At 52.2% G+C, this 19,599-nt stretch carries 22 protein-coding genes; 9 read left to right on the forward strand and 13 right to left on the reverse strand.

Annotated elements, in window-relative coordinates; genetic code table 11:
• The first annotated feature begins 463 nt into the window (after positions 1-463).
• On the forward strand, positions 464-910 hold the full coding sequence (locus M2108_RS20880; protein WP_090717846.1) for a GNAT family N-acetyltransferase: 447 nt from the start codon (positions 464-466) through the stop codon (positions 908-910).
• Positions 911-913: 3 nt separating this feature from the next.
• Here M2108_RS20880 and M2108_RS20885 read toward each other — a convergent pair whose 3' ends face one another.
• The 5 genes from M2108_RS20885 to M2108_RS20905 all read right to left on the reverse strand — a co-directional run bounded on the left by M2108_RS20885 (position 914) and on the right by M2108_RS20905 (position 6,402).
• Complete coding sequence (locus M2108_RS20885) at positions 914-1,261, reverse strand: hypothetical protein (protein ID WP_277471412.1); 348 nt, start codon at positions 1,259-1,261, stop codon at positions 914-916.
• Positions 1,262-1,587: 326 nt separating this feature from the next.
• Entirely contained in the window at positions 1,588-2,544 is a 957-nt protein-coding gene (locus M2108_RS20890) for an ABC transporter permease (RefSeq protein WP_277471413.1), read from the reverse strand.
• A complete protein-coding gene (locus M2108_RS20895) occupies positions 2,545-3,618 on the reverse strand; it encodes an ABC transporter permease (RefSeq protein ID WP_277471414.1) in 1,074 nt (357 codons plus the stop codon).
• On the reverse strand, positions 3,611-5,149 hold the full coding sequence (locus M2108_RS20900) for an ABC transporter ATP-binding protein (RefSeq protein ID WP_277471415.1): 1,539 nt from the start codon (positions 5,147-5,149) through the stop codon (positions 3,611-3,613). The genes M2108_RS20895 and M2108_RS20900 overlap by 8 nt, the downstream gene beginning before the upstream one ends.
• A gap of 173 nt (positions 5,150-5,322) precedes the next feature.
• The gene (locus M2108_RS20905; protein WP_277471416.1) at positions 5,323-6,402 is read right to left on the reverse strand and encodes a BMP family lipoprotein; all 1,080 of its coding nucleotides are present in this window, start codon (positions 6,400-6,402) and stop codon (positions 5,323-5,325) included.
• A 306-nt stretch (positions 6,403-6,708) separates the two neighbouring features.
• Here M2108_RS20905 and M2108_RS20910 point away from each other — a divergent pair, with 306 nt between their 5' ends.
• Entirely contained in the window at positions 6,709-7,251 is a 543-nt protein-coding gene (locus M2108_RS20910) for an acyl-CoA thioesterase (protein WP_277471417.1), read from the forward strand.
• Between the two features lie 82 nt (positions 7,252-7,333).
• Here M2108_RS20910 and rplT read toward each other — a convergent pair whose 3' ends face one another.
• The 4 genes from rplT to M2108_RS20930 all read right to left on the reverse strand — a co-directional run bounded on the left by rplT (position 7,334) and on the right by M2108_RS20930 (position 9,988).
• Positions 7,334-7,693, reverse strand: a complete 360-nt coding sequence (gene rplT, locus M2108_RS20915; protein ID WP_039870613.1) for a 50S ribosomal protein L20 — start codon at positions 7,691-7,693, stop codon at positions 7,334-7,336.
• 32 nt (positions 7,694-7,725) lie between these two features.
• Positions 7,726-7,926 carry a 50S ribosomal protein L35 gene (gene rpmI, locus M2108_RS20920; protein ID WP_062320217.1) on the reverse strand — a complete coding sequence of 67 codons (201 nt, stop codon included), beginning with the start codon at positions 7,924-7,926 and terminating at the stop codon, positions 7,726-7,728.
• A gap of 57 nt (positions 7,927-7,983) precedes the next feature.
• On the reverse strand, positions 7,984-8,481 hold the full coding sequence (gene infC, locus M2108_RS20925) for a translation initiation factor IF-3 (RefSeq protein WP_277471419.1): 498 nt from the start codon (positions 8,479-8,481) through the stop codon (positions 7,984-7,986).
• Between the two features lie 268 nt (positions 8,482-8,749).
• A complete protein-coding gene (locus M2108_RS20930; RefSeq protein WP_277471420.1) occupies positions 8,750-9,988 on the reverse strand; it encodes a glycosyltransferase family 2 protein in 1,239 nt (412 codons plus the stop codon).
• A 412-nt stretch (positions 9,989-10,400) separates the two neighbouring features.
• On the opposite strand from M2108_RS20930, the gene M2108_RS20935 reads away from it, so the two are divergent.
• Entirely contained in the window at positions 10,401-10,928 is a 528-nt protein-coding gene (locus M2108_RS20935; RefSeq protein ID WP_277471421.1) for a phosphatase PAP2 family protein, read from the forward strand.
• 43 nt (positions 10,929-10,971) lie between these two features.
• Positions 10,972-12,087, forward strand: coding sequence for an MGDG synthase family glycosyltransferase (locus M2108_RS20940; protein ID WP_277471447.1), 1,116 nt, complete (start codon positions 10,972-10,974; stop codon positions 12,085-12,087).
• Positions 12,088-12,188: 101 nt separating this feature from the next.
• Here the strand turns inward: M2108_RS20940 and trmB are convergent, their stop codons facing one another.
• Together trmB and M2108_RS20950 are read right to left on the reverse strand one after the other, a co-directional pair.
• Positions 12,189-12,905 (reverse strand): tRNA (guanosine(46)-N7)-methyltransferase TrmB, encoded by a 717-nt coding sequence (gene trmB, locus M2108_RS20945; protein WP_277471422.1) that lies wholly within the window; start codon positions 12,903-12,905, stop codon positions 12,189-12,191.
• Between the two features lie 190 nt (positions 12,906-13,095).
• Positions 13,096-13,278 (reverse strand): hypothetical protein, encoded by a 183-nt coding sequence (locus M2108_RS20950; RefSeq protein ID WP_039870595.1) that lies wholly within the window; start codon positions 13,276-13,278, stop codon positions 13,096-13,098.
• 381 nt (positions 13,279-13,659) lie between these two features.
• Here M2108_RS20950 and mnmL point away from each other — a divergent pair, with 381 nt between their 5' ends.
• From mnmL to M2108_RS20975, 5 genes are all read left to right on the forward strand, one after another.
• On the forward strand, positions 13,660-14,583 hold the full coding sequence (mnmL, locus tag M2108_RS20955) for a tRNA modification radical SAM protein MnmL/YtqA (protein ID WP_277471448.1): 924 nt from the start codon (positions 13,660-13,662) through the stop codon (positions 14,581-14,583).
• Positions 14,583-15,209 (forward strand): tRNA 5-(aminomethyl)-2-thiouridylate-methyltransferase MnmM, encoded by a 627-nt coding sequence (gene mnmM / locus M2108_RS20960; RefSeq protein ID WP_277471423.1) that lies wholly within the window; start codon positions 14,583-14,585, stop codon positions 15,207-15,209. Before mnmL ends, mnmM begins: the two co-directional genes overlap by 1 nt.
• Complete coding sequence (locus M2108_RS20965) at positions 15,190-15,582, forward strand: VOC family protein (protein WP_277471424.1); 393 nt, start codon at positions 15,190-15,192, stop codon at positions 15,580-15,582. The genes mnmM and M2108_RS20965 overlap by 20 nt, the downstream gene beginning before the upstream one ends.
• Positions 15,583-15,619: 37 nt before the next feature.
• Positions 15,620-16,588: a type I phosphomannose isomerase catalytic subunit gene (locus M2108_RS20970; RefSeq protein WP_277471425.1), complete on the forward strand. Its 969-nt coding sequence runs from the start codon at positions 15,620-15,622 to the stop codon at positions 16,586-16,588.
• Between the two features lie 236 nt (positions 16,589-16,824).
• Positions 16,825-17,787: an alpha/beta hydrolase gene (locus M2108_RS20975; protein ID WP_277471426.1), complete on the forward strand. Its 963-nt coding sequence runs from the start codon at positions 16,825-16,827 to the stop codon at positions 17,785-17,787.
• Positions 17,788-18,356: 569 nt separating this feature from the next.
• Here M2108_RS20975 and M2108_RS20980 read toward each other — a convergent pair.
• Positions 18,357-18,968 (reverse strand): nucleotidyltransferase family protein, encoded by a 612-nt coding sequence (locus M2108_RS20980; protein WP_280777166.1) that lies wholly within the window; start codon positions 18,966-18,968, stop codon positions 18,357-18,359.
• Between the two features lie 105 nt (positions 18,969-19,073).
• Positions 19,074-19,574: a GNAT family N-acetyltransferase gene (locus M2108_RS20985; RefSeq protein ID WP_277471428.1), complete on the reverse strand. Its 501-nt coding sequence runs from the start codon at positions 19,572-19,574 to the stop codon at positions 19,074-19,076.
• Positions 19,575-19,599 lie beyond the last annotated feature (25 nt).

Raw genomic sequence — 19,599 nt, forward strand, 5'->3', positions numbered from 1 at the left:
ACGAAAGGTTTAGCTTCCGTGGTACCACCCATGTTTGCATTGCATCTCACGATGCAACGCCTTATCAGGTAACAAAAATCCATCGATGTAGGCAGGGCCCAAATCTTTGTAACCTGAAGTCCGTAACGCGGACCAGACGATTCCCCCTAATAATTCCACCGCTCTAACTGATGGACCTTTCAGGAAAACAGCTCCGAGGTGAGCTCGTATATAAGGGATTTCGGTGGAGGTTGCAGCAGATCCTCACACTCTCTGAGCAAAAGAGCCCTTAAAACTTCGTCCTCATCATTGCCGATACAAGTATGTTCGTTAAAATGTTTAGACACATTATATGATTCCTCACATGGATAAGTCAATACCCATATTTCCTAATCTGTCACAAAACGTTGTTCTGTCCTTTCCGTAACGCCCACACCCCTGCAGGCATATGATGTACGACAATGCGTGGAAAGGGGGGCGCGCGATGATTCGTTACCGCAGACCCAGGCAGGATGACAGCGTCATTATGGACTTGATTGAGAAGCAGCTCGTCCCGTTGTCGCATCTGCCGCAGACTATAATCAACCAGGTCAGAAAGGACCTGCCCCGCCGCCTGAGCCAGGGTGTAACCCTGGTTGCTTGTCCGGACTATGAGAGCGACCCGCTTGGGTTCGTCCATTTCATGCTGCACGGTGATCTGCTATATATTGATATGCTGGCCATAGCTCCGGAAGCGCGCCGCAAGCACTGGGGTAATCTGCTGATGGACCGGGCTGAACGATTTGCATTATCCCGCGGCTGTAAGCGGGCCAAGGTGGCTGTGGACACCGGAAACACAGCAGGTATTTCCTTCTATGAAAAAATGGGCTACAGCGTAGCCCGTTATCAGCCGCAGAATTATTGCTATGAGTTCGAAAAGCAGTTCAACTGAAATTTAAAAGAATCCGATCGGCGGGTACGGCTTACCTCCGTAATAACCCGGACCCGGTCCATAGCCGCCATAACCTGGCCCTGGTCCGTAGCCGCCGTAAGGTACGCCGCCATAGCCATAACCGCCGCCGTAGCCGGCATATGGTGCAGTACCTACAGCAAGCAGATCAAACAGCACTAGCGGAATCAGTGCATTGGTTTGCACTTTTTTACCGCTGACCCGCTGAAGAATAAGACGGTTGCCCGATACACGCACCAGTTTACCCGTGACCTTGGAGCCGTCTTTTTTTACAGCAACAATATGTTTGCCGACAAGCTTCATAACTTGTTTCTTTGTAACCTGCTCTGCCATAATATCCCTCCTAAAAGTTTTGTGAGCTGAACTTCCCTGTAATTTCTTCGTACAAAACTTGCTCCGGAAGCTTAAGCTTTGTTTTGTGAGCTGGAATTCATTGTGTTACCTTCGTGAAAAACTCACTTAAGAAAAATACTGAGTTCTGCTTCAGGTTCAACCACAGTCTATTCGGAATGGATGCGGTTTGCCTGTACATGTGTCCCTGCTGCCGTGGTAACAGACCCAAAGACGCATGCAGTACCGCCGGAAAACCAAAAAGCGCATGTCCGGAAAACCTGGACATGCGCTTGATTTGGATATATGAAAACTCAGCTCTGTAACGATTAACGCTTACCGGGGTCGTAGGGTTCACCTAATGCTCTAGGAGCGGAAGATCGGCCTACTGCACTCACCAGTACGATAATAGTCAGTACATAAGGAATCATGAAGATGAATTCCTGCGGAATGCTCTTGGACCATTCAAACAACTGTACGTAGTTGCGGATTGCCTGCGAGAAGCCGAAGAAAACAGCGGCTCCAAACGCGCCCAGCGGATTCCATTTACCGAAGATCATTGCGGCAATCGCAATAAAGCCCTGGCCGGAAATGGTATTGTGCGCAAATGTGCCTGTGGTCGTCAGAGTGATGGTCGCCCCGCCGATACCGGCCAGCATACCGCTCAGCATAACACCGATATATCTCATCCGTTTTACGTTAACTCCCAAGGTATCCGCAGCACTCGGATGCTCACCGACTGCGCGTAGACGGAGTCCGAACGGAGTTTTGAACAGTACGAAGTAAATCACGATGACGAGAATGATCGCCAGGTAAGTCGTCGGGTAGGAATTGAAAACCCCTTCACCGATAACCGGAATTTTGGACAGTACAGGAACAGACACCTTCTTGAAGCCGTCAATCAGCGGGGATTCCCCTGCTCCGTCAAAAAACAGCTTAACCATATACAGTGTACTTCCTGCCGCCAGGAAGTTAATTACCGTACCGCTGATCGTCTGATCCGCTTTGAAGGTGATGGAAGCAACGGCGTGAATCAGGGAGCCGATGACACCGACTGCTATCGCGCAAAGCACGCCAACCCATGGAGCCCATGCGCCCAGCCCGGCATCCTGGGCATAATGCCCCCCTACCGCTGCTGCAAAAGCACCGAACATCATCAAGCCTTCCAGACCGATATTGACCACACCGGAACGTTCAGAGAAGATGCCGCCAAGAGCAGCGAAAATGAGCGCCGTGGAAAAAACAAGCGTCGTATTGAGCAATTGTCCTAACGTCAGCAGATCCATCTATGACACCTTCTCTTTCTTCCGCTTGAGGTAAAAGGGCTTAAGCACCCAGCGGACAATTCCTTGTGCTGCAATAAAGAATATAATCGAACCGATTACGATGCGGATCAGCTCCGGCGGAACATCCGCCCCAAAGCTCATACCCGCAGCACCGTAAGTTAGCATACCATACAGAATCGCCGCCAGAATAACACCCAGAGGGTGTGTCAGTCCAAGCAGGGCGACAGCAATACCGTTAAACCCGTAGCCTGGAGATGCAGCAAATACGGACTGGTAATGGAATACGCCCAGCACTTCACCTGCACCTGCAAGTCCGGCAAAGGCACCGCTGATGAACATGGCCTTAACAACATTACGGCCCACATTCATCCCGGCATATTCGGCAGCATTTGGATTGAGACCTACTGCACGCATTTCGTATCCCTGCTTGGTTTTCCACAGGTAGACATAGAAGAAAATTGCCGCACAAATCGCAATTGCCGTTCCCCAGTGAACACGGGCATTGTCGAATACCCCGTTCAGGAAAGTCATGGACAACGAAGCCGGAATATCTTCGGAACGGTTCTGGCCTTTGAGCAGCAGGAAGTTCCGTACAATATAATTCGACAGATACAGCGCAATCCAGTTCAGCATGATCGTAGTTATAACTTCGTTAATCCCGCGCTTCGCCTTCAGGTAACCTGCAATACCGGCCCATAATCCCCCGGCAAGTCCGGCTGCGATTACAGCAAGCGGAACGAGCAAAAATGACGGTAATCCGGCCAGCTGGATCCCGACAAGGGTAGCTGCCGTCATGCCTATAAGCACCTGTCCGTCAGCACCGATGTTAAACATCCCTGAACGGAAAGCAAAGGCAACAGCAAGACCGGTGAACATCAGCGGAGTCATCTCGCGGATGGCCTCACCAATGTCATACGGACTGCCGAATACCCGTTTGAACAGCGCGGAGTAAGCTGCGATAGGGTCATAACCGCCAATCAGCATAACAATGGCCCCAACCAGGAAGCCCATTATAATCGCAACCAGAGGCACAACATAGCTGTCTGTTGCGAAGATTTTTTTAAGTCTATGCACCCGCATTTCCTCCCCGCTTCAAGCTGCCCGCCATCATCAGACCAAGCTCCTGGTCATTCGTATCCTGCGGGAATACTTCGCCGACAATCTGCCCTTCATAAATAACGGCAATTCTGTCGGATACATTCATGATCTCATCCAGCTCAAAGGAAATCAGCAGTACCGCCTTACCTTGGTCACGCTGGGCAATCAGCTGCTTCTGCACGAATTCAATCGCCCCTACATCAAGACCTCGTGTAGGCTGTGCCGCAATAAGAAGTGTCGGATTTTTATCTATTTCCCGCGCAATAATCGCTTTTTGCTGATTACCACCGGACAAGGAGCGGGCTTTCGTCTCAATTGAAGGTGTACGTACATCAAATTGTTTAATTAAGTCCTCTGCATGATTGTTAATGACATCCATTTTGAGGAAGCCGCCCTGGTTGTAAGGACTCTTATAATAAGTTTCGAGCACCATGTTCTCACTTACGCTGAAATCCAGTACCAGACCGTGTTTGTGGCGGTCTTCCGGAATATGAGACACGTTCATCTCAGAGATTTTACGCGGTGACAGGTTGGCTATCTCCTGGCCTGAAACCGTAATGGAACCGGAATCGATTTTGCGCAGGCCGGTAATAGCCTGGATCAGCTCGCTTTGCCCGTTTCCGTCAACGCCGGCAATCCCCAGGATCTCCCCTGCCCTCACTTCAAAGCTGAGACCGTTCAGGACAGGAACCCCGTCCTTGCTCTTGCTGTTGACATTCGTCAGTTTAAGCACACTTTCTCCTACATGCGGAACCTGCTTGTCCACTTTGAAGGTTACTCCGCGGCCAACCATTTTCTCAGCCAGCTCATTCGGATTCGTACCAGAAGTTGTAACGGTATCAATAACCTTCCCTCTGCGGATAATGGTCACCCGGTCAGAGATCTGCATAATTTCCTTAAGTTTATGCGTAATCAGGATGATGGACTTACCCTCTGCAACGAGCCGCTTCATAATCGCCATTAATTCTGTTATTTCCTGCGGCGTCAGCACAGCGGTAGGCTCGTCGAATATAAGTATATCCGCACCGCGGTACAAAGTTTTCATAATCTCTACCCGTTGCTGCATGCCAACCGAAATGTCATGAATCCGGGCATTCGGATCAACCTGGAGGCCATACTGCTCAGATAGCTTACGAACCTGTTCCGCTGCGGATTTATAGTCGATTTTAAGGCCCTTCTTCGGTTCCATCCCAAGAACGATATTCTCAGTCACCGTAAAAGGCTCAACAAGCTTGAAATGCTGGTGAACCATACCAATGCCAAGCTCAATAGCTTTATTGGGGCTATCGATAATAACCGGTTTCCCGTCGATTTCGATGCTGCCTTCATCGGGCTGGTATAGTCCGAATACGATATTCATCAAGGTTGACTTGCCTGCCCCGTTCTCACCAAGCAGTGCATGAATCTCCCCTTTTTGGAGCGTCAGACTAATCGAGTCGTTCGCGACAATACCGGGAAAGCGTTTTGTGATTTGCTTCAACTCTACGACAGGAGCCGCAGCACTCATGGAATCACCCTCATCACAGAATATATAAAACCGTACAGGCACGGTTAACCGCCCTGGACGGGGCGGCTATCTGCGCCTGACAAAAACCGGTGCATTAACAGGGAACAAGGCCAGCTTAAAGACCGGCCTTGTTTCTTGCTCTATGCTGTTACGCAAAAGAATTAAGACAGATATTACTCGGCAGGAACAGTGATTGTTCCGTCGATGATTTGTTGTTTGTATTCTTCAACCTTAGCCAGGATTTCAGCGGAAACGTTAGCTTTGGATGTTTCAGGAAGGCCTACGCCGTTGTCTTTCAGAGTCAGCACAGTTGTAGTACCGCCTTTGAATGTTCCGTCAACCACTTGCTGGGAAACCTTTTTAACCGCTTCGTCAACGCGTTTGATCATGGAAGTCAGCGTTACATCGTCACCAAACTCCAGGGATTGGTCTTTATCTACGCCGATAACCCAAACTTTGTCGCCGCCTGCATCATTGCGAGACTTGGCTTCATTGAATACACCGTTACCCGTTGCGCCTGCAGCCGGGAAGATGATGTCGTTGCCGGCATTGTACAGTGTAGCAGCCAGGGATTTACCGGTATCCGGCTTGTCATAAGCACCTGCATAAGTGATGCTTACAGTTGCATCAGGATTAACCGCTTCTACGCCGGCTTTGAAGCCAACTTCAAAACGTTTGATAACCGGGCTTTCCATACCGCCGATGAAGCCTACTTTATTGGTTTTTGTAGTCAGACCTGCAACTACACCAACCAGGAAGGAACCTTCGTTTTCAGCGAATGTTACGGACTCAACGTTAGGAGCGTCAACCACGCTGTCGATGATTGCCAGATTAGCATCCGGATTTTCTTGAGCAACCTTCAGCAGAGCGTCACCAAGATCAAAACCGATACCCCAAGTCAGGTTGTAGCCGCCTTTTACGAATTGGTTAAGGTTCGGCTCGTAGTCCGCACTGGAGTTACTTTGCAGATATTTAATTTCAACGCCGGCTTCTGTCTTAAGGGCTTCAAGAGCTTCCCAAGCGGACTGGTTAAACGATTTATCGTTTACTCCGCCTACGTCAGTAACGAGACCGATCTTTACATCGGACTTAGGAGCATCTGTTGCTGCAGGTGCATTAGTAGCTGTTCCAGCGTTGCCACCTGTTTCTCCGTTAGCGGCATTGCCCGAGTTAGCGTTATTGTTTCCGCATCCTGCCAGGATAGCTGTGCAAGCGGTCAACATAACGAGCGACGTTTTCAAAAACTTTTTCATCGATTGTGATCCCCCTTAAGAAATTGGATGTCTTCTGTCTTTTGCTTGGACATACCATTAGCTCAAATTATACCTGCAAAAAAATCTAAAATCCAGTCCATAAATGACCTCAGGTCAATAATTATTTGCATTTTTTCACAAGAAAACGCTTTCTGTGACATGGTACGTCATGTTAGCCGTCATGTTGTGTTAGAATACCTCGAATGTCTTCATTCCAGGTCAGTTGTCTATAATATTATTGCACGACAATCCGTTTTCTATTATCATGAATGTTTACATATTGTATGAAAAGGGAGTACTGAAACCATGGAAGAACATAACGATCCCCAAACCGTCCCGCCCTTCAAGTACAGCCGCGAATCCCGCGTCTTCAAGACTGGCCGCGTCTTTCCAAACGACGTCAATAACCATAAGACGTTGTTCGGAGGCAAGCTGATGAGCACTATAGATGAGGTTGCCTCAATCTCAGCCATGCGCCACTGCCGTAAAAATGTTGTCACGGCCTCTACCGATTCCGTAGACTTCCTGCGGCCGATCCGGCCCTCCGATTCCGTCTGCTTCGAATCCTTCGTCTCCTGGACAGGCCGTACCAGCATCGAGGTATTTGTCAAAATCATCTCCGAGAACCTCTACACCGGCGAACGGGCCGTTGCCGCTACTTCGTTCCTGACCTTTGTAGCCATCGAGGAGGACGGCACACCGGCGCCTGTACCAGCCATCATCCCGGAGACCGATGAAGAGAAGCTGATCAGCGAATCCGCAGGCGAGCGGTCCGAACTCCGGAAGATCAGACGCGCAAGCAGCAAAAAACTCGCTTCACAGCTCAGCACCACCAAGTACTGGGAATAACAGTCCGCACGCCATAGCCGCGCAAAAAAGCACCGTCACACGGGTTCCCCCGCAGGCGGTGCTTTTCGGTTAATCATAACACTTACGCGTTGATCTTCTCTTTGGCTACAACAGCCAGGGAGTTGAATGCGTTCAGGTCATTTACTGCCAGGTCAGCCAGCATCTTGCGGTTCACTTCTACGCCAGCCAGTTTCAGGCCGTATACAAGCTTGCTGTAGGACAGGCCGTTTTGACGGGCTGCTGCATTGATACGAACGATCCACAGTTTGCGGAAGTTACGTTTAGTCTGACGACGGTCACGGTATGCGTAAACCATCGATTTCATTACTTGCTCTTTAGCCGTTTTGAAAATGCGGTGCTTGGAACCGAAATAACCTTTAGCCAGCTTCAATACTTTTTTATGTCTACGACGAACTACAAATCCGCCTTTAACTCTTGCCATATTAATAAACCTCCCAAAAATGTGTAATCAAACTATTTCAAGTTAGCAAGTCCTTGTTTCAAACGTCTAACGTCACCGGCAGCCATAACCGGATTGCCGTTCAGTACGCGCTTAGCGCGTTTGGACTTGTGGGACAGCAAGTGGTTCTTGTGGGCTTTGTAGCGCAGAACTTTACCGGATCCGGTGATCTTGAAGCGGCCTTTCAGGCTGCTGTGTGTTTTCATTTTAGGCATGGTGTTTCCTCCTTGATTATTATGCGGCGCCAAATTGCTAAGCAAGTGACTCCAGAATTATTGAGGCTTAGGAGCCAGAATCATAATCATGCTGCGTCCTTCCAGCTTGGGCTGGCGTTCAACAACAGATATGTCAGCCACTTCATTCTTAACGCGCTCCAGGATCTTCTGGCCGATATTCGCGTGAGTGATCTCACGTCCGCGGAAACGCACGGAGCACTTCACTTTATCGCCTTCGCCCAGGAACTTGACCACATTGCGGAACTTGGTCTGATAATCATGCTCCTCAATGTTGGCACGGAACCAGACTTCCTTGATGTCCACGATCTTCTGGTTCTTACGCGCTTCCTTCTCTTTCTTCTGCGTTTCATAACGGAACTTGCCGTAATCCATGATGCGGCATACCGGCGGTTTCGCCTGCGGTGCTACGTTGACTAAATCAAGGTTAAGATCAATCGCCATCTGCAGCGCCTCGCGGATCGGCTTGATCCCGATTTGCTCACCTTCCGCTCCAACCAGCCGGACCTCTTTGGCCCGAATTTCATCATTGATCATATGTTCCTTACTGATAATTCTCCACCTCCGGATCTTCTTGTACAATGTATTTGCGGTTCTCCATAAAAAAGGGGCGCCGGTAACTCCCGACACCCCGTGTTTGATCAACGTTCATGAACTCTAACATTCATAAAGCATTGAGATCAAAACCAGCTGACGTATTGCCAGTCAGGTGAGAAGCCGGTGCTTCTGCTTGCAATCCCTATGTTTTGCATACTTGAATACTATACATCATCATTCATAGCACTGTCAATACTTTAAACAAATATTAAACCTGCTTGCTCTGCACTTCCTCAAGCCGGACCACCCGTGTGTGCTTGGTATGGCTCCACTGCTTGTTGTTCTGCGTGAAGAACGCATAGAACGTAATCGGATACCATGACAGCAGGTAGATCGGGAAGACCAGCAGGTACAGATACACCTTCTTGAACTTCACCTTCTCCAGCACCATAGACAGAAGGAAGGTCAGAATATTGGCTCCGATCGCGAGATAGCTCAGCCAGATCGGCAGGTGCCCGTAGATGTTGGCGATGTGCGGACCATCGAACAATGCAGTGTCGATCCACATCACTGCCGTCATCAGAAATGTCAGCAGGACAATGTAGACGTTAGCTCCGTACAGGGCCAGGTCAAACTTCGTCAGGCTGCGTTCCTTGAGGCTCTGCCACAGCAGCGGGAAGAAATACCTGCGGGCCACGGTGAAGTGCCCCTGCATCCAGCGCAGGCGCTGTCTCGAGGAAGCCTTAAAGGTGAGGGGCTTCTCATCGAATACCTTGGCGTCATAGTTGAACTTCGGATAGACGCCCTTGGAGGCACTGCGCATGGTGAATTCCAAATCCTCCACCAGGCTGGTAGCTCCCCAGCCCATTTCCTTCAGCAGGGCTGTTTCAAAGCACATTCCGGTACCGCCCAGGAAGTTCGCCATCTGCAGATTGTGGCGCGAGAGCTGCCACAGGCGGTTGATGTACCAGTAGGAGACACCATAAGCTGCAGTGATCCATGAATCCTCCGGATTCTTCGTATCAATGTAGCCCTGGATGACCCGGGCACCGGAGCACAGGTCATTGTTCATCTCCATCAGAAATTCCGTGTGAGCCAGGTTGTCGGCGTCGAACATGACTACAGCGTCATACTGGCGCGGCATGGCCCAAAGTTCCTTCAGCATCCATTCAATGGCATAACCCTTGCCCCGCAGGTTGTTGTTGGTGCGGACACAGGCGTTCATGCCGTGCTCCCTTACGATCTTTGCCGTCCCGTCGGTGCAGTTGTCGCAAATGACAAATACATCGTACAGATCCTGGGGATAATTAAGCTGTTTCAGATTCTCCATCAGTGCGCCGACGACTTCTTCCTCATTGTGCGCGGCCACCAGTACTGCAAAAGACTTTTCCGGTGCAAAATGTTCCTTTTTCTTTTTCCTGTGCAGTCCGAACAGCGAGAACGTGAACTGATAAACTGCGATTGCCGCCAAGATCACTTGGAGCGTAACAAACAATGCGTCTGCCATGACCTTTTGATGCCCCCTTTTCCACTCTTGATATGCCACTTTTTATGTCTATGGCATGTTAAACGATGTTGCTGACCCTTTTGTTGCATCCCTTACAATAGACAAGCGCTTACCCTTTTTTTGCGGCCAGGCGTTCATTTATTTAGATCCCGTTTAAAAGATGTTGTAGGGTTTTCCGGTGTGACGGATTCCTCATTTTCTCTGTTACCTTTTAAACGCGTCCGGTCCGCTTGAATCATTGTACGGTGTCAGGGGTTCCCAAGTCAAAACTGACAAATTCTGCGCTTCACCAGAGCTTTTCCTTGAAATGAACTACCTTTAAAACGTATGATAAAGACAGCTTCGGGGTATTAATTTGGATTGGCGGCAGAAGCGCCAGCTATCCTTAGCCGGACTATCGGAGGGACAAGATATGAGACATTTATTCATGAAATTACTTCTCTGGGAGCGTCGTCTTTTCCAATGGATCAACGGCCGCCTGCATAACCCTTTTCTGAACTTCTGGCTCTTCTATCTTACCCATCTGGGCGGCGCGACAAGCGCTATCGGCATCAATGTGCTGATCTGGGCCTTTGCGCCCCAGCCGCTCAGAACGACAGGCCTTCAGGCCCTCACGGCGCTGGCTGTCAGCCATCTGCCCGTGGCCATCGCCAAAAAGCTGTACCCGCGCATGCGGCCCTACCTGGCTCTGCCGGGGACAAATACGTTTCACAATCCGCTAAAGGATCATTCTTTTCCTTCAGGCCATACTACAGCTATCTTCGCCTCTACGGTTCCTTATATGGCGGCTTACCCTGCCCTTACCGTTGTTCTGCTGCCGCTGGCATGCATTGTCGGGTTCTCACGCATTTATCTCGGGCTGCACTACCCGTCTGATGTAATAGCAGGCGCAGTAATCGGCAGCGGCGTTGCGGCAGGCACAGTTGTTCTGTGGTTCTGAAGCCCGCCTTGGCAAACCATTTTGGGAACAGGTGAATCAAACATTGCGCAAAAAAAGAGTATTGCTGCTGTCGGAAGGCTTCGGCGCAGGGCATACGCAGGCGGCCTACGCGCTGTCGAGCAGCCTGCGCAAGCTGTCGCCCCATATTCAAACCAGGGTGCTGGAGCTGGGGAATTTTCTCAATCCCAAAATGGCTCCGCTAATTGTATCGGCCTACCGCAAGACGGTAACCTCACAGCCCAGGCTGATGGGGTATGTGTACCGTCACCAGAAATCATTTAACCGTCTTACCACGCTTGCCCTGCACCGCCTATTTTATACACATACGCAAAATATTGTGAGACAGCTGAAGCCCGATATTATCGTCTGCACGCACTTCATCCCGAGCGCCGTAGTCTCCAGATTGAAACGGCTGGACCCGGGCTTCAAGGCACCGCTGGTCACGGTCATCACCGATTACGATGCCCATGCCAGCTGGATCAGCCCGGAGGTGGACCGTTACCTGGTCTCCACACCCGAAGTCAAAGCCAAGCTGCACCGCCGCAGCGTCCCCTCTGCCAAGATTCAAGTGACCGGTATGCCGGTTCATCCGAGCTTCTGGGAGCATCCCGGGCGGCAGGAGATTCTGGAGCAGTTCAGCCTTCAGGATCTGCCGACTGTACTGGTCATGGGCGGCGGCTGGGGCATGATGAACGACAACGTGGTCAACGAGGGGCTGGCCGGCTGGCGTGAAAAGGTGCAGATTGTCTTTTGTCTCGGAAGAAACGAGAAGCTGCTGGACGAAATGAAGGCAGATCCCGCATACCGGCATCCGAACATCTCACTGATCGGCTTCACCCGCGATATTGACAAGCTGATGGAGGTCTCCGACCTGCTGGTTACGAAGCCCGGCGGGATGACCTGCAGCGAAGGCTTGGCAAAGGGTATTCCCATGCTTTTTCACAACCCGCTGCCGGGACAGGAGGAAGAGAATGTCCGTTACTTTACCTCAGCCGGCCTCGGTGAAGCGATCTCCTCCCTCGAGGTCGTAGACAAATGGATGGAACGGCTGCTCTACCACTACGATGATGTGCAGGCCAAACGGAAAAGCCATCTTGAGGCTATAGCTAAATTCCATCCGCTGCAAAGCGCCCAGAGCATTATTGATATGCTGGACTAGGGCAGTCCAGAACAAGGCATACAAAAACGGCAGTTACAGGGAATTCCCGTAACTGCCGTTTTTGTATGGCCTCCCGATAGTCGCCGGAACCGGCCCGGCTGCTACAGCCGGTATTTGTCCAGACGGGTTGCCTGGTAGTTCGCCAGTGCTTCTGCACCGACAATGGCCTCGCAGCGGTGAATATTTACGCCCCTGTTATAGAACTTCGTCTCATACTCCGTCATGACATGCTCTTCGTTGATAACACCATCCGTATGCAGGTCCAGCGAAATATTTTTCATCTGCAGGCCGAAATCGGCAAACGCATTCAGCGAGAACTCAAACAGGCTGCGCGAATCGGTCTTCAGATGAATTTCACCCAGCGGGCTGAGCAGGCCGCGGTATTTGTCGAGGAAGCGCGGATGGGTCAGGCGCCGGCGGGCATGCTTGCTTTTCGGCCAGGGATCACTGAAGTTCAGATAAATCCGCTCCAGCTCGCCCGGTGCAAATACTTCCTCCGCATAGTCGATGTTCGCCAGTGCCACCTTCAGGTTGGGCGGGGTCTCATGTCCCGCAGGCTCCCAAACCAGTCTTGCCTTTTCCGCCGCACGGCGGATCAGCTCATCATACATATCAACGCCGATAAAATTAATACCGGGATATTTGAAGCTCATCTGGCTGATAAACTGTCCTTTGCCCATCCCGAACTCCACATGAATCGGGTTATCGTTGCCGAACACCTCCGACCAGTGCCCTTTAAGGCTGCGTGGATCGAGGACCACCAGGTCGGTTTGCTCCTCCAGGCTTTCACGTATTCCTTTTCTTCCGCGTAAACGCATAGTATTCCTCCGCTTGTTCTCTTATACATTACTTGAAACATTGTGCCGAACTTGTCCGCAAAAGTAAAGAGATTTGCCTTAAAAACAGCAAAAAGGAATTCTCCGGGGGGCAGGAAGCGGCCGCTGGAGAATCCCTTTTCTGTTGCTTGTTGTATTTGGAATTGGGGTCCATTTTTCAACAGTTCATAGTCTACCTTGCCGGCGAATCAAAATCAAATTTCTTCTCAAATGCGTTTCTGATCTTGCGCTGCGCTTCGGTCTTGATCTTATGATTTCCGTTAAATTCAACGCCGGTAAGCGCCAGGGCCTCATCGGGAGTCAGCTGTACATCAATCGAACCTTTACCTTCAGCATAAGCTGTTTGAGAATTCATCGTGATCACCTCTTGGGTTTAGTATGGGCGGGACGACACGAAAGTATGAATTCAAGAATGGAGTTTTTTAGTTGCTGTAATCGGTTTATTTACAATTTAAATATAACATATGGTGTAAGCATTAACAAGTAAAACAGCCGGTTTTCGCTGCCTATTTTTCATCTTTTTTCCGGGGGCTTATGTTACGCTTGACGCTGAATTTTGTTACAATAGACGGGTTAGAAAGAATAGGCTGTACCTCCTTCACCGGACATCATGCCTGTACGATACAAATATAAGGATATCCCGGCCCGGCAGAGGATGCCCGGCTCTCACAATAACCGTTCTTATATTTAGGAAAGGAGCTTTACCGTGAGTCTTTTACAGACCTCCACTCCGCTTATGTGGGGAGACAAACGGTTCCATACGTGGAACTACGAAATGCGCGGGGTTATGGATACCAAGGTGTTCAAGGTCATGCTGGATGCGGGCTTTACCTGTCCGAACCGTGACGGCTCCATTGCCAAGGGGGGCTGCACCTTCTGCAGCGCCAGAGGCTCCGGCGATTTCGCCGGCAGCCGCCGCGACGATCTGGTCACCCAGTTCAACAAGGTGCGCGACCGCCAGCACCTGAAATGGCCAAACGCCAAGTATATCGGTTACTTTCAGGCTTATACCAATACGTACGCACCGGTAGAGGAGCTGCGGGAATACTACGAGGTTATTCTGCAGCAGCCTGGCGTAGTCGGCTTGTCCATTGCCACGCGGCCGGACTGTCTGCCGGATGATGTTGTAGAGTATCTTGCGGAGCTGAACAAGCGCACCTATCTCTGGATTGAAATGGGACTGCAGACCATTCATAACTCCACTTCAGATCTGATTAACCGTGCGCATGATTCCCAGTGCTATATTGACGCTGTCGCCAAGCTGCGCGCCCACGGCATTCGCGTCTGCACCCATATCATCCACGGGCTTCCCCAGGAAACCCACGAAATGATGCTGGAAACCGTATCTGCTGTAGCCGCCATGGATGTGCAGGGGATCAAGATTCACCTGCTGCATCTTATGCGCAAGACCCCGATGGTCAAGCAGTACGAGGCCGGCCTGCTGCGCTTCCTGGAACAGGACGAATACGTGAAGCTGATCGCTGACTCGCTGGAGCTGCTTCCGCCGGAGATGATTGTCCACCGCCTGACCGGGGATGCGCCGCGCGAGGCCCTGATCGGGCCGCTATGGAGCCTGAAGAAATGGGAAGTGCTTAATGCGATCGATGCCGAGCTGGTTGCACGCGACAGCTGGCAGGGTAAGTACTGGAGGAAGGGCTGATGGGCTTCCTGTCCGTTCTCAGCTTTGCGCATAAAGTCACGGCGGAGCGCCTGGCCTCCGGCGGCCTCGCCATTGACGCCACCGTGGGCACCGGTGCGGATACGCTGTTTCTCGCGAGGTGCTCAGGGCCGCGCGGCGGGGTGTACGGGTTTGACATCCAGCCTGCGGCGCTTGCGCTTGCGGAAGAGCGCCTGCGGCTGGCCCGGGAGGAAGCGCCGGCTGCGCTTGCTCCCGTAACGCTGCTTGCGCGCAGCCACGCAGCGATGGAAGAGGCCGTGCCGCCGCAGTGGCACGGGGCAGTCTCGGCGGTGATGTTCAACCTCGGCTATCTGCCGTCAGGCGATGCCGACAAGACCATCATCACCGAGACCGGGAGCACGCTGGCTGCGCTGGATGCCGCCCTGACGCTGCTGCGTCCGGGCGGCATCATTACAGCCGTGCTCTACCCCGGCCACGACGGCGGCGACCGTGAAGCCGCCGCCGTGGAAGCATGGGCGGCGGGCCTGCCGCAGCGCCTGGCGCAGAGCATCATTTACCGCCAGCTGCAGCGGGCCAGCGCCCCGTATGTTATTGCAGTTGAGAAGAAAAAAGGAGCTGAATCCCCAAATGGCAGTAAGCAAGCTTGAGCACATCGGCATTAAGGTAGCGCAGCTTGAGCAGTCCCTTGCGTTCTACCAGGAAGTCATCGGCCTTACCCTGCAGGACACTATCGGGGAACCGGGCGAGAGCCTGCGGCTCGCCTTTCTGAGCTTCCCCGGCCAGACCAGCGTAGAAATTGAGCTGATCGAGCGCGTATGGACTGGCCTGCCGGATGAAGGCAAGGTCAGCCATGTCGCCTTCACCGTCACCTTAATTGAGGCTGAGCACAGCCGGATAGCCGCGCTGCAGCTCCCCGGACTGACTGAGATCAGCACGCTGGCTAACGGCAGCCGCTATTTCTTTTTTGACGGGCCGGACGGTGAGAAGCTGGAGTTTTTTGAGTCTACACGCGGTAAATAGAGACAGATTCAAACCAAACGGAGAGGAAGATACTATAATGACAAAAGCATATCCACTCAAGTTTCAGCCGGAGTTCAAAGAACGCGTGTGGGGCGGCCGCGCCCTGGAGAAATTCGGTCTCGACCTGCCTGAAGGCCATATTGGTGAAGGCTGGATGATCGCTGACCATCCGAATGGCGTATCGACGGTAGTTAACGGCGAGCTGGCCGGCCAGGGCCTGGATCAGATCCGCGAGCAATTCGGCAAGGAATGGTTCGGCAGCAAGGGCATCACCGGAGAGGACACCCGGTTCCCGCTGCTGATCAAGCTGCTGGACTGCAACGATAACCTGTCCGTACAGGTGCATCCGACAGATGATTACGAGGGATTGCCGAAGGGCGAGCTGGGCAAAACAGAAATGTGGTATGTGCTCGACGCCAAGCCCGGAGCCAAAATCATCTACGGCCTCAAGGAAAATGTCACCCGCGAAAGCCTGCAGGCTGCGCTGGAGAACGGCACCGTAATGGATACCATGCAGGAAATCACAGTTGCCGCGGGGGATGCCTTCTATATTCCGGCAGGTACTGTACACGCCCTCTGTGCCGGAGTCGTTGTGGCTGAAATCCAGCAGAACTCGGACACTACATACCGTATTTATGATTACGACCGCCCCGGTCTTGACGGTAAGCCGCGTGAGCTTCATATTGAGGATTCGCTCAATGTCACAGCTTATAAAGGCGCAGGCGCGACTTCCATGAAGACAGACAGCGCTGTTGCCGGAGAATGGCTGCAAATCGCCTCCTCCCCTTATTTCATCGTGGAAAAAGGGATCGTGAACGGCGAATGGAAGCTCGCCACCACCCCGGACAGCTTCACCATTCTGGTCATCTGCGAAGGCAGCGGCCATCTAAACTGGGAGGGCGGCTCACAGCCTTATGCCGCAGGCGAATGCTACCTGCTGCCGTCCACACTTGGCTCATACGGGATTGAAGGACACTCCACCGTGCTCCGCTCTTATTTGCCATAAAGCAGGCAGCAGTGCGAACAGGTTATAAATAGAACGACTGTTAAGATACACCACCGTGTCTATTTCGGATCTGCCCTGCACTAAGGATGGTTAAGTTTAGCTTTCGAAGCAGCTTGGTATGGCATAATCTCGCAGCAAGGGTGTTCACAAATTAAGCCTGTGCTTGCGGAATAGGTTCTGTCAGATGCTATCTCCGCGAAGGATTTTCTTCTACAAAACTTTCAGGAGGACATGCAATGAGGGAGAACAGCTTTACAATGACCGACCCTTTAGGTGTCAATATTCATGTCTATGTATGGCTGCCTGAGCCGGAGGCTCCGGTCAGGGGGATCGTGCAGATTGCCCACGGCATGTGCGAGACGGCTGCCCGTTATGCACGCTTTGCCTCGGCACTGACCGCTGCCGGATACGCCGTCTATGCCAATGATCACCGCGGCCACGGTAAAACGGCCGGCAAGGTCAATCTGCTCGGTGACACCGGCGAGAACGGCTTCTACTGGATGCGGCGCGATCTGGTGCAGCTTGCAAATATCGCCCGCTCCCGGCATGAAGGCCTGCCGGTGTTCCTGCTCGCCCACAGCATGGGCTCCTTTCTGGCCCAGAAGCTGATGTGCGAGGAAGGCAGCAATGTGTATGCCGGTTATATTCTCAGCGGCACCAACGGCCCCCGCACCATGCTGAAGGCCGGAGAATCGCTTGCCGCGCTGCAGCTGCGGCTTCAGGGCGAACGCCACCGCAGCGTGCTGCTCAACAGTATCGTATTTGGAGCCTACAACCGCTCCTTTTCGCCGATCCGGACCGCTTTTGACTGGCTGAGCAGTGATCCGCAGGAAGTGGACCGCTTCATCGCCGACCCGTTCTGCGGGGCCATCTGCACCACCCGCTTCTTCCGCGATTTTTTCCGGCTGCTGCGTGATATTCACTCTCAGGAAACGCTGCGCAAGCTCTGCATGGATAAGCCGGTCTATCTGTTCTCCGGCGCCAAAGACCCGGTAGGCATGAACGGCCAGGGTGTGCTGCGCCTGGCTGAACTCTACAAGGAGCAAGGCCTGAGTGATGTGGAATACCGCCTGTACCCGGAAGGACGGCATGAAATGCTGAACGAGGTCAACCACGAGGAAGTCACCGCAGATGTGCTGGATTGGCTGGTGCGCCACCTTCCCGCTGAGTCTCTTCTGCTTCAACCGCTGGCGACCTGAACGCCTTGAAGGGAATAAACAAAAAAGGCGTCCCTGCAGCCGATTAACGGCTGCCAGGGACGCCTTTTGTTGTGCGCTGTTGTTCGCCGCCCACACATATTCTTTTCACCTGAACACTATTGTGGTCAGTCATACTGTTTTCCGTCGCCTTACTACAGGAAAAATAAAGATTCCCCCGGTCCGTTATAGGTGTGAAGAACGGCGAGTGGTTAGTGATGAGTGGTGCATGGCGAGTGCTACATAGCGGTGTAGAGAGAGGTGCCAGGTAAGTCACTTATTAGTCACGCCGTCTCCTGAGCCAGTTACAGATCCCAAAACCTGTCAAGTTAAAACTCTAACGGACCCAGACGCCGTTATTTGCTGATTTTTGACACACTTCCGGCACTAACGGACTCAGTTGCACTTATTTATGCTGATTAGCACCAAACCGTTGAGTTTTGCCTGTGATAAGGTCTCCTCAGTCCGTTACAGCTCCAAATTCCCCTATTGCCGGAAATAAAGGCTTCCTGGTCCGTTAACCGCCCTGCCTGCTATAAGAAAAAATGTGACCAAGGACTTGAGGCGGATGTTCAGTCTGAAGGATCTTCCCAGGGGATAATCTGCAGCTCCGGCCACTTGGAGTGCCATTTCCCTGCCTTGCTGCGATATACCGCCTCACTAATCAGCGCCTTATTGGGCCTTATAGTCAGGCTGTATAAATCCGCAAGGCCGAAGGGTGCGTAGATTCGCCATTCTCCGGACGGCTCAAGCCTGGCTCCAAGTGAGGTTACTGATGTCGGCCAGCTGTCTATGGCTGCTTCCAGGCTGGAATATGGCTGAAGCCTGATTCCGAATTTGTCCTCATACCACAGATGGACGCGGGCCTGATTCTTAATATCCAGCGGAACGGGAACCCCGTTAAACTGCCTCCGCCCCTCAGCTATCTGTTCACTTTCTGCCTCAAAGCTTAGATCAGCCGGATCAAAATAAACCAGATCAATATCGCTGATCCCATACTCTGCCGGGCGTCCGGTCAGCTGGTTCCACACGGTCTGTACAAGACAGCCTGCACCGACGTAATACGGCAGAGGCTCCAGAAACCGTGCCCTGCGGAAAACATCCATCAGCAGCGAACTCTCCGCGAACAGTCCGGTCAGCCGCTCCAGATACAGATCCTCTTTCTTCACATGTTCCCGCTTCACATTCATCTGCTCTCCCCGCTTTCCAGACAGATACCCGCTCCACATCATCCATTCCAGCAGCGGCCGGCAAAGGTCTTACTCCTCCGTGCCAAGAACAACAGCCGCCTAAGCGTTGTTCTTCAGCGCATACTGCAGAATTCTCTGCGGACCCTTACCGCCCGTACGGCGCAGCCCGTGATCACAGAATCCGGCACGCAGATAGAGCGCTAGCGCAGCAGGATTCCGTTCATTGACAGTAAGCACAATTTCACGAACCTGCGGGAGATGGTTACGGACAAAAGCCGGCAGCAAAGCCATAGCAGCTGTGGCAATCCCCCGGCCCTGGCAGGGGGAATTCACCAGAAAAGCCCGTACCAGCGCTGCCTCTGAGTAATTGCTGTAAAATTCAGCAATCCGCCCGCCGGTATGGAGAATAAAAAATCCGGCAGCCAGCTCCTCCTCGGTGATTACGACAGCCAGCTTGTCAGGAGCGCACAGCGCCTCCGGTAAGCTCTCTGCCGGCAGAGCGGTAAATTGCGCCTGCTCCGGGGGAAGCTGAAAGGCCAGCAGTTGCTCATGGAATTTGTCTTCATACAATTGCAGTGAAACCCGCGACCCGTCAGTCACCTCTGTACCTCCTATAAGCACGCCG

Origin of the sequence: Paenibacillus sp. PastM-3 (assembly GCF_029893965.1) — a bacterium.
In the GTDB taxonomy this organism is placed as follows: Bacteria; Bacillota; Bacilli; order Paenibacillales; family Paenibacillaceae; genus Paenibacillus_AQ.